General features: G+C 73.7%; 10 protein-coding genes. 2 read left to right on the top strand and 8 right to left on the bottom strand.

Going from position 1 to position 13,220, the window contains the following annotated elements:
* Nucleotides 1-4: 4 nt before the first annotated feature.
* From OG310_RS17475 to OG310_RS17455, 5 genes are all read right to left on the bottom strand, one after another.
* Nucleotides 5-2,146 carry a copper resistance CopC/CopD family protein gene (locus OG310_RS17475; RefSeq protein WP_329460226.1) on the bottom strand — a complete coding sequence of 714 codons (2,142 nt, stop codon included), beginning with the start codon at nt 2,144-2,146 and terminating at the stop codon, nt 5-7.
* 106 nt (nt 2,147-2,252) lie between these two features.
* Complete coding sequence (locus tag OG310_RS17470; protein ID WP_443078665.1) at nt 2,253-2,747, bottom strand: copper chaperone PCu(A)C; 495 nt, start codon at nt 2,745-2,747, stop codon at nt 2,253-2,255.
* Nucleotides 2,744-3,415, bottom strand: a complete 672-nt coding sequence (locus OG310_RS17465; protein WP_329456804.1) for an SCO family protein — start codon at nt 3,413-3,415, stop codon at nt 2,744-2,746. The genes OG310_RS17470 and OG310_RS17465 overlap by 4 nt, the downstream gene beginning before the upstream one ends.
* Nucleotides 3,416-3,621: 206 nt before the next feature.
* Nucleotides 3,622-4,473: a YcnI family copper-binding membrane protein gene (locus OG310_RS17460; RefSeq protein ID WP_329456803.1), complete on the bottom strand. Its 852-nt coding sequence runs from the start codon at nt 4,471-4,473 to the stop codon at nt 3,622-3,624.
* Nucleotides 4,474-4,577: 104 nt separating this feature from the next.
* Entirely contained in the window at nt 4,578-5,495 is a 918-nt protein-coding gene (locus OG310_RS17455) for a hypothetical protein (RefSeq protein WP_329456802.1), read from the bottom strand.
* A gap of 192 nt (nt 5,496-5,687) precedes the next feature.
* Between OG310_RS17455 and OG310_RS17450 the strand changes: the two genes are divergently transcribed.
* Nucleotides 5,688-6,134 (top strand): ATP-binding protein, encoded by a 447-nt coding sequence (locus OG310_RS17450; RefSeq protein ID WP_329456801.1) that lies wholly within the window; start codon nt 5,688-5,690, stop codon nt 6,132-6,134.
* A 289-nt stretch (nt 6,135-6,423) separates the two neighbouring features.
* Here the strand turns inward: OG310_RS17450 and OG310_RS17445 are convergent, their stop codons facing one another.
* Together OG310_RS17445 and OG310_RS17440 are read right to left on the bottom strand one after the other, a co-directional pair.
* The gene (locus OG310_RS17445) at nt 6,424-7,899 is read right to left on the bottom strand and encodes an aminopeptidase P family protein (RefSeq protein ID WP_329456800.1); all 1,476 of its coding nucleotides are present in this window, start codon (nt 7,897-7,899) and stop codon (nt 6,424-6,426) included.
* 315 nt (nt 7,900-8,214) lie between these two features.
* A complete protein-coding gene (locus tag OG310_RS17440; RefSeq protein WP_329456799.1) occupies nt 8,215-9,852 on the bottom strand; it encodes a PP2C family protein-serine/threonine phosphatase in 1,638 nt (545 codons plus the stop codon).
* 607 nt (nt 9,853-10,459) lie between these two features.
* On the opposite strand from OG310_RS17440, the gene OG310_RS17435 reads away from it, so the two are divergent.
* Nucleotides 10,460-11,140 carry a bifunctional DNA primase/polymerase gene (locus tag OG310_RS17435; RefSeq protein WP_329456798.1) on the top strand — a complete coding sequence of 227 codons (681 nt, stop codon included), beginning with the start codon at nt 10,460-10,462 and terminating at the stop codon, nt 11,138-11,140.
* A gap of 533 nt (nt 11,141-11,673) precedes the next feature.
* On the opposite strand, the gene OG310_RS17430 is transcribed toward OG310_RS17435, so the two are convergent.
* Complete coding sequence (locus tag OG310_RS17430; protein WP_329456797.1) at nt 11,674-12,624, bottom strand: DUF5926 family protein; 951 nt, start codon at nt 12,622-12,624, stop codon at nt 11,674-11,676.
* Nucleotides 12,625-13,220: the final 596 nt, after the last annotated feature.

Raw genomic sequence — 13,220 nt, 5'->3', positions numbered from 1 at the left:
TGGCTCAGCCGATCGTGATGTTCTTGTAGACGGTGGTCTCGTCGATGTCGGAGGTCCTGACGGTCAGGGCGAGCTGCCAGGTGCCGGGCATCGGGATCTGGACGTGATCCGCCGCCCAGTGGCCCGGCGCGAAGCGCTCCGGAGTCACCGCCAGCGGGCCGATGCCGCGGGCCTTCAGCGTCAGGCTCGCCTTGACCTGGGGTACGTCCAGGGGCTGGTCGTCGGGGCCGTTGAGGTAGATGTGCACCAGGTTCGCGCCACCCACGCGCGCCGGGTCCAGATAGAACTCCACCACGCCCTTGCCCTTCGGCCCGCCGGTGTCGAAGGGGATGCTCAGGTCCACCGGGCCGCCCTTCGGCAGTACGGCCGCGGCCGACGCGCTCGTCGGGTTCTTCGCCGCGGCCTCCGCCGTCCGGCCGGGTTCGGTGTCCGAGAGGACCGTCGCCAGCGCCAGTACGGCGACGGCGACCCCCGCCTCCGCGAGGACGGACCGGCGCAGGCCGCCCCGGGCCGGGTCGGCGTCGCGCGCGCGCTTCTTGCTCGCCGTCGCGACCGCCGTGCGCTGCCGTGCGAGTTGCGCCGCGCGCGCCCCGTCGGTCGCCGTGTTCCCCTTGCCGCCGCCGGAGCCGGATCCCGCGTTCGTGCCGGAACCCGGGCCGCCGCGGGAACCCGAACCCGAGGCCGAAGCCGAACGCGAGGCCGAAGCCGAACCCGAGGCCGAACCCGTCCCCGGTCCCGCGCCCTGGGAAGCGGCCACCGGCTCGTCCCCGACGGCGTCCCCGTCCGGCCCGCCGTCCGCGCCCGCGAGCGCGGCCACCGGCGCCGCGGCAAGCCGTGCCGTCCAGCGACGGGAGAAGTACGCGATCACCACGACCACGACCACCAGGCCGACCTTGATCATCAGCAGTCGCCCGTACGACGTCGAGGTCAGCGCGGAGAACGTGCCGATCTGACGCCACGCCTGGTACAGCCCGCTCGCCACCAGCGCCACGACACTGCAGAACGCGAGCGTGGAGAACCGCCGTACCGCCGCCGCGTCGATCGACGGCGCCCGGTACAGGGACACGAGCAGGGCCGCGAGGCCGCCCAGCCAGCACGCCACGGCCAGCAGGTGCACCATGTCGACGGGCATGGCGAGCGCGGTCTGGATGCCGGTCGACGCGTGCTCGCTCAGCGACCAGGTCGCCGCGAGTCCCGCCGCGACGACCGCACCGCCGGCGCCGAGCCCGAAGGCCAGGTCCCGGCGTTCGGCCCCAGGGCCGCTCCCGCCGCCGGTCGGGCCCGGCTCGCCGTGCTCGGCCCGTTCCTCCCGCGCGGCTTCCGCTTCCTCCTGCGCGCCTTCCTCACCGCGTCGCGCGTACGCCCCGAACAGCACCGCCACGAAGATCGCCGCCGCCCCGAGCAGCAGCAGCCGCGACACGAGCGCCGCGCCCTCCTTCGTACCGAGGACCTCCTGGAGTCCGCCCAGGTCGAAGACGTCCGCGATCTTCCCCGACCCGGTGTACGGGGAGCGCAGCAGGAGCAGCGCGAGGGTCGACGCGGTGAACGTCACCCAGCCGCGCACGACGAGCCGTTGCAGCGGCCGCGCCGAGGCGCCGCGCGGCCAGCACACCAGGACGAAGGCGGCCCCGCCGACGAGCAGCACGAACCCCGCGTACGAGAAGTACCGCGCCACTCCGTAGAGCACGCCGACGAGACCACCGCCCACCCCCTGGCCGCCGACGTCCGCCGTCGTCTTCGACGGTGCGCCGACGGAGAAGGTGAAGGCCCCCGCCACCGGGTGGGTGTCGGCGGAGACCGCCTGCCAGGCGACCGTGTAGGTGCCGTTCGCGAGGCCCGGGCCCAGCGCGATCCGGTAGCTCGCGCGGGACGCGGTGCTGACATCGGCGATCTTCCCGGTGTCGACGCGCTTGTTGTCCGGCGCGAGCACCCGTATCGCCTTCTTGCCGAGCGATACCTGCTCGGAGAACGACAGCGTGACCGCCTTCGGCGCGGTGGCCACCACCGCCCCGTCCTTCGGGTCGCTCCCGGTCAGCGCGGCGTGCGCCGACGCGGTGCCCGCGAACACCGTCAGCAGGGTGGCAACGAGCACCCCGGCGACGGTCAGCAGCCGCAGCAGCGGCGTCGCGGGCGGGCCGCCGGACATCCGTCCCGAGCGGCGCGGGCGGGCACGGTACGGGGCGGACCCCGGTGCGGCGCCCAGGGCGGGGGGCGGGGCGATGGCAGCACTCATGGCGTCTTGTGTCCCTCACTCACGGCGTGGCGGGCGGCTGGAAGTTGGCCGCCTTGACGGGAACGGTGACCTTGATCGCGCCGGTCTTCTTGAAATGCAGGTCCAGTTCGATGCTCTGGCCCTGCTTGGGCGGGTGCTTGATCCCCATCAGCATGATGTGGTTCCCGCCGCGGGCGAGGTCGAGCGAGCCGCCCGGCGGGACGTCGAAGGACTTCACCTCCACCATCCGGTCGTCGACCGTCTTGTGGATGGAGACGCTGTCCGACAGCGGGCTGGTGACCGAGGTCAGCTCGTCGTCGCCCTTGCCGGTGTTCTTGACGACCAGGAACCCGGCCGCGAGGTCGCCGACGGGCTGCGGCATGTAGGCGCCGGAGACCGCGAGCGCGGGCGCGCCGCTGTGGCTGCCGGCGCTCGGCTTCCCGCCGCCGTCCGAGCACGCCGTCAGCGCGAGCCCGGCCGCGACCAGCAGGGCGGCCGGTGCGAGGACCGGCTTCAGGGAGGCGTGGCGGGTCACGGCTGCTCCCCCTTGATGATCTTCGGGAAGGCCTTCGCGTAGTCGTCGGACGTCGTCTCGTCCCCGTACAGCAGGTAGCCGCCGTTGGTCTTCGGGGAGAAGGCGATCACCTCGGCGCCGTGCGTGGAGACGATCGTGCCGTCCTTCTCCTTCTTCGGCGGGTCGATGCCGATGCCGAGCGTCTTCGCGGCGGCCTGGATGGTCGTGAACTTGCCCGTGAGCCCGATGAACGAGGGGTCGCCCGCGGCCGGCAGCCACTCGGCGAGCTCGGCGGGGGTGTCGCGCTCCGGGTCCGTCGTGATGAACACGACCTGGAGCTTGTCCTGCTCGGCCTTCGGCAGCGCCTTGCGCGCGATGCCGAGGTTGCTCATCGTCAGGGGGCAGATGTCCGGGCAGTGCGTGTAGCCGAAGTAGATCAGCGTCGGCTTGTTCTTCGTCTCCGCACGGAGGTTGTACGGCTTGCCGTGCGTGTCCGTCAGGGTGAGGTCGGGCTTCGCGAACGGCGGGTCGAGGACCGTCGGGGCGCCGGGCGCCTGGCCGCCGGAGACGTCGGCGACCGCACTCGGCTTGGCGCTGGAGCTGGAGCTGTTGTCGCCCCCGCAGGCGGTGAGGGTGAGCGCGGCGACCGCCATGAGGGCTGCTGCCGCGGTGAACGTCTTCTTGCGCATGTGGTTTTTCCTGTGGTTGTGCGTGGGTGGGGGCCGGTGGATGGCGGCCGGGTCCCGGAGCGCGGCTCCGTGGAGCGGCGCAGGGGCAGTGGCAGGGGGCGCCGCGGCCGGCCGGAACCGGTCGCGGCGCCGGCCGGTGACCGGGCCGTGCCGCCTGGCCGTGCCGCCCGGCCGCGACGGCGGCCGGGCGGCACGGACCCGCCGGGTCAGGCGCTGCGGCGCCGTCCGACGAGCAGCCCGTACGCCACGCCGGCCGCCCCGATCACGATGCCGACGATGCCGAGCACCCGCGCGACGGTGTCGGAACTGCCCGGTGCGGACGCAGCCTGCGCCGTGGAGCCCTTGGCGGAGGCCGCCGCGGCCGGGTGCCCGGAGGCGCTGCCCTGGCCCGCGGCGGTGCCCTCGGCGGCGGACGCGGCGGTCAGCTTGAGGACGGGTGCCGGGTCCTCCGGCTCGGGGGCGCCCGGTGCCTGCGTCTCGATCCAGCGGACGATCTCCTTGTTGGAGTACGTCTGCAGGGCCTTGAACGTCACCTGGTCGGCGTCCTTCGGCAGCGTGCTGAGCGAGACGGGGAACAGCTGGAACTGCCCTACGGGGATGCCCGCGCCGGATTCCGCGGTCCAGGTGACCTTGGAGACGGCCTCGGTGACCTGACTGCCGTACAGCTCGACCGGCTTGGCGAGCTTGGACTTGGTGATGTCGATCTTCCAGCCCGGCACCGGCTCCGGCATCACCGAGGCCAGCGGGTGGTCCGTCGGGAAGTCCACTTCGATCTTCGTGGTGGTGGCGTTGTCGCGCTCGTTCGGCACCTTGAAGTCGACGACGGCGGAACCGCCCTTGACCGCGTCGCCGTGCGGCTGGACGGTCACGTGCGCGGACGCGGTGCCCGCGAGCAGCAGTACGGCACCGGCGGCGACGGAGCCCGCGACGCCGAGCCGGGCCAGGCCGGTCCGGGTACGGGAGCGGCCGGCGCGCGCGGACACACCGGGCGTCACGGGCGACTCGTGCGTCACGGCCGGCATGGGCGTGACGGGCGGGAACTTCTCGGCTGGGAACACAGAACACTCCGCGAGAGGTGAGGTGGTACGGGAGCCGCGTGCGATCGCACGTCGGCATCACGACGCCGCCCCGTCCGCTCCGGGCGGGTACCGAGGGGGTCGTGTCAGGCAGCGAGCGCGAGTGCGGCCGGCGGGCCGCGCCTGATCACCGTGTGCTGGAGTGCCACCGTCGTGGGCGTCGGCGGTATGCCGTACGCGGAGGGCACCGGACGCCGCCGCGGCGAGCGCGCCCCCGGCAGCCCCGCCAGCAGCAGCCGTACGAGCGTCAGCGCGGCGCGCAGGGCGCGCAGCCGCGCCGCGTCGGTCAGCGTCTCGCGGACCTCACCGAGGCCCTGCGTGCTCTGCGCGGACAACTCGGCGATACGCAGCAGCGCGAGGTCGCCGCGCCGCAGCAGCCAGCCGGTGGCGAGCGCCGCGAGGAGGTGGCCGAGAACCATCGGCAGGGAGGGGAGCAGCGCGGCGAGCCCCGAGGAACCGGCCATGCCCGGCATGGTCGTCACCCCGGACATTCCCGCCATCCCGTGCATCCCCGGCATGCCGGCCATGTCGGCGAGCGCGCTCGGGACGGATCCCGTGCCGCGGCCTCCCGTGCCGCCGCCGGACGCCGCGAGCACGTCCGCGGGCCGGACACCGGCATCGCGGAGGATCTGCAGCGCCCGCGCGTGCGTCAGCCGGCCGGGACCAGCGCCGCACACCAGGGTCGCGGCGGTGCGCACGATCGCGTCGCCGCCCGCGGTGCCCGCGGGCAGGGCCGCGCGCTGCTGTGCGAGCCCGAACAGGGTGTGCAGGCCGAGTTGTCCGGCCGTCAGCGCCACGACCACACGGGCCGTCGAGCGCGGCCGGCCCGCCAGCGGCGCCGCGACGGTGAACACCACGAGGAATCCGGCCGCCACCGCCCACCAGGGGACGGCGGTGCAGGCCGCCACCGTGTGCCCCACGGCGGACAGCACGGCGCAGACCGCGGCGAACACCGCGGCCCTGAGCAGCCGTGCGCCGAGCGTGGCGCGGGGAGCGGGATGCATGGCGGCCCCATCATCCCACCGCGCCCTCGCGCCCGGTGGGGCAGGTCCGCAACGTCATGCTCTGCCCCATACACCTCACCCGGCCGGGCACGCGTCGGCCGAATGAGCGCTTTACCACGGAACGCGGGCTTACGAAAGGCCGCAAGGGGCAATACGTATCGGTATGTCGAGCCGCGGCCAGGAGGCTGGAGCATGAGCATCTGGTGGTCTCTGCATTTGCGACGGGAAGCCGCCAGTGTCCCGCTGGCGCGCCGTCTGCTGCTCGGCGCGATGGACACGGCGGGGGTCGACCCCGAGGTCTCCTTCGACCTGTCGGTCGCGCTCACCGAGGCGTGCGCCAACGCGGTGGAGCACGGCGGGGAGGGGCCGGGCGGCAGCGGGGGCTACCGGGTCACGGCCTATCTGGACGGGGCGACCTGCCGTATCGAGGTCGCCGACTCGGGTCCGGGATTCCCCGTCAGACGGGTCGTCAGGAATCCGCCGCCACCGTCGCCGACGGCGGAGAGCGGCAGGGGCCTCGGCCTGATCGAGCAACTCGCCGACCACGTCCACTTCTGCAACGGGCCCGACCACGGCGCCGTCGTCAGCTTCGACAAGACCCTGAAATGGCGGGAGGACGCCCTGCTCGGCGCGATGTGACCGCGCGGCGGAGCGTCCTCTCACATGGTCGGCACCGGTCTGCCCGGGCCCCGTGGCGCCGCGGGTGGCGCGGGCCCCTCAGGCGCGAGCCCGGACCGCGGACCCGCAGGCCCGGACCGCGGACCCGCAGGCCCGGACCGCGGACCCGCGCGCCCGTCCGCGAGCCCGGTGGATGTGCGAATCCGGTCGCTCCGCGAACCCACGGACCCACGGACCCACGGACCCGCAGACCGGCAGACCCGCAGACCCGCGGACCGGCTGATCCGCGGAACGCCAGGCGTCGGGATCGTCAGGCGTCGCGCAGGCCCGCCATCCACGTCTCGACCTCGGCGGAGGAACGCGGCAGGCCCGCCGACAGATTGCGGTTGCCGTCGGCCGTGACCAGGATGTCGTCCTCGATCCGGACGCCGATGCCCCGGTACTCCTCGGGCACGGTCAGGTCGTCCGCCTGGAAGTAGAGGCCGGGTTCCACCGTCAGGCACATGCCCGCCTCCAGCGTGCCGTCGGCGTACACCTCCCGGCGCGCGACAGCGCAGTCGTGCACGTCCATGCCGAGCATGTGGCCCGTTCCGTGCAGGGTCCAGCGGCGCTGGAGGCCGAGTTCGAGCGCCTCGTCGACCGGCCCCGCCAGCAGGCCCCACTCGACGAGCCGCTCCGCGAGGACCCGCTGCGCCGCGTCGTGGAAGTCGCGGAACTTCGCACCGGGACGTACCGCCGCGATGCCCGCCTCCTGCGCCTCGTACACCGCGTCGTAGACCTTGCGCTGCAGGTCGGTGTAGCGGCCGTCGATCGGCAGCGTGCGGGTGACGTCGGCCGTGTAGAGGCTCAGGGTCTCCACGCCTGCGTCGAGCAGGAGCAGATCGCCCGCGCGCACGGGGCCGTCGTTGCGCCCCCAGTGCAGCGTGGTGGCGTGCGGTCCCGCCGCGCAGATCGAGCCGTAACCGATGTCGTTGCCCTCGACGCGGGCCCGCAGGAAGAACGTGCCCTCGATGTAGCGCTCGCTCGTGGCCTGCGCCTTGTCGAGGACCTTCACGACGTCCTCGAAGCCGCGCACGGTCGAGTCGACGGCCTTCTGCAGCTCGCCGATCTCGAAGTCGTCCTTGACCGCGCGGGCCTCGGACAGGAAGCCCCGCAGCTCCTCGTCGCGCTCGGCGGTCACCTTGTCGGTGAGCGCGGCCTCGATGCCCGCGTCGTGTCCGCGGACGACCCTGACCTGGCCGGTGGCCTCGGTGAGGGCGCCCGCGAGCTTGCGTACGTCCTTGGCCGGCAGGCCGAGCAGCTGCTCGGACTCGGCGAGCGAGTGGCGGCGGCCGGCCCACAGCTCGCCCTGGCCGTCGAGCCAGAACTCGCCGTTCTCCCGGTCGGAACGCGGCAGCAGGTAGAGCGTGGCGGTGTGGCCGGCGGCACCCTCGGGCTCCAGCACCAGCACGCCGTCCTGGGTCTGGTCGCCGGTGAGGTACGCGTACTCGGTCGACGCGCGGAAGGCGTACTCCGTGTCGTTCGAGCGGGTCCGCAGGTTGCCCGCGGGCACCACGAGGCGCTCACCGGGGAAACGCGCGGACAGCTCCGCGCGCCGGGCCGCGGTGTGCGACGCCTGCGCGACGGGGGTGAGGCCGCGCAGCTCGGTGTCGGCCCAGCCGCTCTTCATGTTCTCCGCGAGTTCGTCCGACACGGCCGCGTACAGTCCGTTCTTCCGCTGCTTGATGGGCTTCTGGTCGGCTTCCGCCTCGGCGTCGGGGTTCACCCTGCTGGGCTCGTCGGCCACGTCTTCTCCTCGCTACGACCACCGGCTCTCCGGTACGACACCGGGCCGCCCCATCGTAGGGACGCGCAGGTGCGCCGGGGTACGGGCGGACCCCGACTGTGAGAAATCAGTCGGAACGGGCACCGCCCCGGCCGGGCCCCGGCCAGTGGCTCTGCGGCCTCGCGAGCGGCGGGCGCGCGGGCGACGGCGCGGCTCACCGGATCCGGAATCGGACGATCGGACATCGGCCCCCCGGTCGCCGGACCGGTCCACCGAACGCCGAGGCCGTGGGACGTCTCCGCCGTACGGTCTCAGCCGTCCGCCCGCCGGGTGGTCTCAGCCGTCGAAGCGGACGGCCAGCAGGACCACGTCCTCGTCGCCGCCCTCGTCCTCGTCGCCGACCGCCTCCTGGGTGCCCCTCCCGTCGCCGGTCCCCGACGCGAGGACACCGCCGGCCCCCGCGTCGGCCAGCACGGTGCGTACGACATGGTCCGCGACCGCCTGCGGGTCGTCCCGGACGGCGAACGGCACGCTCGCCGCCGCCGCGTGCAGCCGCGCGTACGCCCGGTCCATCGGATCGCCGGTGCGCCGCAGCAGCCCGTCGGTGTACAGCAGCACCGTTTCTCCAGGTTCGGGGCTGAGTTCCACGCTCGGCGCCTCCCAGCAGGCGAGCATGCCCAGCGGAGCCGACAGGGACGTCTCGACGTACTCGCACCGCCGCTCGCCGACGATCAGCGGTGGCGCGTGCCCGGCGCCCGCGAGCACGATCCGGCCCGCGGTCGGTTCCGCGTACGCGAACAGCGCCGTCGCCGTACGCGCCGGTTCGGTGAGCGTCAGCAGCAGTTCCAGGTCGGACAGGACCGCGACCGGATCCTCGCCCTCCATCACGGCGTACGCGCGCAGCGACGCCCGCAGCCGGCCCATCGCGGCGACGGCCGCCGGGCCCGAACCGCTCACGGACCCCACCGAGAGGCCGAGGCAGTTCTCCGGCAGCGGCAGCGCGTCGAACCAGTCGCCGCCACCGCGCGGCCCGGTGCTGTGGCACACCCCGAGCCGTACGCCGGTGACGCGGGGCAGGCGCGCGGGCAGCAGTTCCCGCGCGAGCGTGGCGACCTGCGAGCGGGCGCGCTCCAGCTCCACGAGCCGGGCCAGGTGCTCGCCCGCGTAACGGGAGTAGAGGCCGACGAGATGGCGGCTGCGTTCGTCGGGCTCCGCGGGCTCGTCGTACAGCCAGCTGACGGCGCCGAGCCGGCGCGGGCGGCGCCCGGCGGGTTCGCCGGCGGCGTTGCTCTCCGGGTCGGTGACGAGCGGCACCGCGTACGTGGCGCCGTAACCGAGGCGCACGGCGACATCACGGTGGCGCGGGTCGAGTGCGGGGTCGGCGAGCAGGTCCGGGCAGGCGATGGCCTCGGGACGCGCGGGGGCGGCCGAGTCCGTGCCGTCGATGCCGTCGGCGTGGGCGGCGGCGCCCTTGGCGTCCTCGGGGCCCGCGCGGTCGGCACCGCTCGCGGCGCCCGTCCCGTACATGCCGTCCATCAGGTCCAGGAGCGTGCCGTGCCCGGTGGCGCGGCGCGGCACGGTCTCCAGATGGCCGAGGTCCGAGCCGGACAGGCCGAGGCCGAGGGTGGTGCGCGGGCCGAGGCCGTCGGCGGGATCGAGGACGACCAGTCCGCGCCGCGCGCCGACCAGGGCGGCGCCCGCGCGCAGCAGCTCGTGGAGCGCGGTGTCGAGGCGGTCGGTGCGCGCCAGGCGCTCGGTGAGCTCGTGGAGCGTGGTGAGGTCGGAGACCCAGCCCGCGAGCCGGTCCTGAATGAGGACGACCGGCGGCGCCCGGAGGTCGTCGAGTGGCGGGGGCGTATGGGCCGGCGCCGGAACCATGGAATTGATTCCGGCCACTTTCGGCAGGCGTGAAGAGCTCATGGCAGCCGACCTTCCGGGCGGTGCGTTTCGCTCAATAGCATCGCAAACCCCCATGTCATTCTGCGCAGCAAGCAATGTACCCACATGTACACGCACAACTCGGGCAATGTCCAGCGTGGAGGCAGTGCCCGAACGGATCTCTGCTGCTGTCCCCAAGTTGACCGAAAAACGTCCCCCCTCTCTGGTTTTTACGATCGACTGAGGTCGCTCAAGAGGAGTTCTTCCAGGGCCGGCGGGAAGTACGCAGTCCGGTGGAAGCGTTCTCCCGAGCGTCATTCCGTACGCGATGGGTACGTAAAAGGTGACGGACAGGGGCAGTTGGGGCCCCACGGAACCTCGCGGTGGCAGCCCGGCGTCTGACAGTCGGGGAGCAGGCCGCCGCCCGTCCCCCCGGAGTGGCGAGAACACGCACAGCACAGCGGAACAGCAGCAAGAGCCCTGCGCGCCGCCACCACCCGCCGGACGCCCGGATCCGTTCACCGCACCGCGTGCGGAACGTGTCCTCCCGGCAGTACAGGGCAGGCGACGCGCCGAACGGCTGAATGGACGCACGGCTGTACGCGCGACTGTATGCACGACGAAGTGACGCACACACAAGCACACACATGGTGTCAGTCAGTGTCATGTGGACTCGGCGTTCAACGGAAAGGAACGAGCGCTCATGCGCGAGATCCTCGGAAGGCGACGCAGGCTCCGGTTCCGGCGCAAGGGGATGCCTGCCCCACTCGGTGCCGCGCTCACGTACTCCGCGTGGAGATGGCCCGTGCTGCCCGGTGCCGGCCTGAAGACGACCGGCGGCCGTGGCACCCGCGGCACGGGCTGCTCCTGCCCCGACCCCGAATGCGCCGTGCCGGGCGCACACCCCTTCGACCCCGGGCTGCTCGCGGCGACGACCGACGAGCGGATGCTGCGCTGGTGGTGGACGAAGCGGCCGACCGCGCCCTTGGTGCTGGCCACCGGCGGCAGCGCGCCGTGCGCGGTGAGCCTGCCGGCCGTCGCGGGCGCGCGGGCACTCGCCGCGCTGGACCGCGCGGACATGCGGCTCGGACCGGTCGTGGCGACACCGACGCGCTGGGCGGTCCTCGTCGCCCCGTACGGCCTCGAACGCCTCGGCGACCTCCTCTACACGAAGGCCTGGGTGCCGAGCTCGCTCCGCTTCCACGGCGAGGGCGGTTACCTGGTGCTACCGCCGTCGGAGGCGGCGGGCGGCCAGGTGCGGTGGGAACGGGGCCCGCTGCCGGGTTCCGCGGCGCCCTGGCTGCCGGATGTGGAAGCCGTTGTGGACGCGCTGGTTCAGGCGAGTACGAGTGCGCCCGACGGTGGCAGCAGACTCGCGTACTGAGATGTTCTGAGATGTACTGAACAAAATTCAATTCCGTGTGTATGGCCCGGCGGACGGGACATGCGCGGAAATTCCCCAAGAAAGCCACGCCCACCGCGTCCGAGCCCCCTGGGGCCGGGCGGCGGCCGGGCGGCGGCCTCGCGTCCCCCGCTGTGCACTCGCCCCGGCGCAGGTCGGCGCGGTACAGGGCGAGTTGGGGATGTCGCAGGGGCCTGGCGAAGCTCGGCGGCCGAGGACGGGCCGGCCGCGAAACCCGCATGTGAACGCGGGTAAGCGCAGGTAAACGCGGGTAAACCGCGACAATGCCCGAGTCGGCGTCCGGGAACGCAAAGGCCCGGTCGCTGGCGACGGGGGATGCACCAGCGACCGGGCTTCTAGAACGGTAACAAGAGATCGGCCGTTAGCAAATTCGATCAGAGATTTCGGGCCGCCCTATTCCGTGGAAGTACCGGGCTCACGCCGAACGGTGTGACGGGTATCACGCCGCACCGCCTCCACGACGCGCTCCCCGCCCCGCCCTTCGTCGCTCAGCGTCAGCTCAGCGTCACCTGGCGGTTCGTCAGGCCGCCCCGCGCCCGGCGCTGTTCCGCCGTCAGCGCGGTGTCGTCGGCGAGCGCCTCCGCCAGCCGCTCCGCGAACGCCACCGCCGGCTTCTCGCACTCCTCGGCGCCCATCGCGCTCGGCAGGTCCCACACCGGCACGGTCAGCCCGTGCGCCCGGAAGGACCCGACGAGCCGGGTGTCGTCCCCGAGCGAGGAGGCACCGGCCGCGTGCAGCCGGGCGAGCGCGTCCAGCAGCCGCTCCTCCGCGTGCGGCATGACCCACCGCAGATGGTTCTTCTCCGGCGTCTCGCACCAGTACGCGGCCTCGGACCCGGACAGCAGTACGGTCGGGATGGCGGCGGCGTTGGCCCGCTCCAGGGAGGCAGTGACCTCCGGCGTCGCGTTCTGTGCGTCGGGCACCCAGAACTCGAAGCCCGAGTGCACGAGGGGTGAGAAGTCGGCGGAGAGGTCGAGCAGGTCCTGGAGGCGGGGTCCCTCGGCCTCCACCCGCCGCGCCGCGACCGGGTTGCCCGGTGCGGCGTCCAGCGCGCGCAGCAGGGTGTCGCCGAGATCGCGGCTCAGGTCGCCGGAGGCCGTGTCGTTCTGCAGGGCGAGCAGCACCGAACCGTCGTCGCGGCGCAGCGCCGGCCACGCCATCGGCAGGACCGTCGCCAGTGTCACGGACGGCACGCCCTCGGGCAGCCCGTCCTTGAGCGTCAGCCCGGCCGTCGCCGCAGGCACCAGCTCGCGCATCGCGACCCAGTGCGGCTCCCCCGGGAGCCCCTCGAACGGGCGATGCACCAGCTCGGTCACCGCGTGCGACGCCTCCCGTCCGTGACACGCCTTGTAACGGCGCCCGGAACCGCACGGGCAGGGCTCCCGGGCCCCGACCACCGGAACGGGTCCGTCCGTGAGCTGCGCCTTCTTCTGCTTCTTGGCCATGGTGGGGTGTCTCCCGGTCGCTGCGGCGGTGCGAATGCAGACGGCGAGCCTAGCTCCTGCGAACGAGGACGGGGGCGGACCGCGACGGCACGGCAACAAGGCCCTGACGCGAGGCACGAGGCGGGCGACCGGGGCTGCCGCACGGGCGGCCGAGGCTGCCGCGCGGGGGCGGGCGCGGGCGGTCGGGCGTTGACACCGGGAGGACCGGCCCGCGCCGGAGTCCGGTGGGGAGGGCCGGTGGGGGTGAGGGTGTGCCGTGTGCGCGTACGTACGGGATGGGGCGGCGCCGGACGGGTGCAGTGCTCACGGGGCCGCGCGTGCGGGGCGGGGAGGGACGGTGAGCGGTGTGAGCGGCGTTCAGCGGGCCGAGGCGGGCCGGGCCGGTGCTCAGCCGCCCAGCGGGCCGCCGGTGGTGCCGGGTTCAGCCGGCCGGCCGGGGCGGGCGTGCGTGGGCGGGTGGTGCGTTCGCCGGGCCGGGCGGGGCGGCCCGGCGAGGCGGCTGGTCGACCTGCCGGGCCGGGCGGGCGGGTCGTATCCGGTGCTGCGGCGGGCGTGCCGGGCAGATCGTCGCTGTGCCGTGCCGTGCCGTGCCCTGC

Source organism: Streptomyces sp. NBC_01497 (assembly GCF_036250695.1).
GTDB lineage: Bacteria > Actinomycetota > Actinomycetes > Streptomycetales > Streptomycetaceae > Streptomyces.
This window is presented reverse-complemented; position numbering and strand designations above follow the sequence as displayed.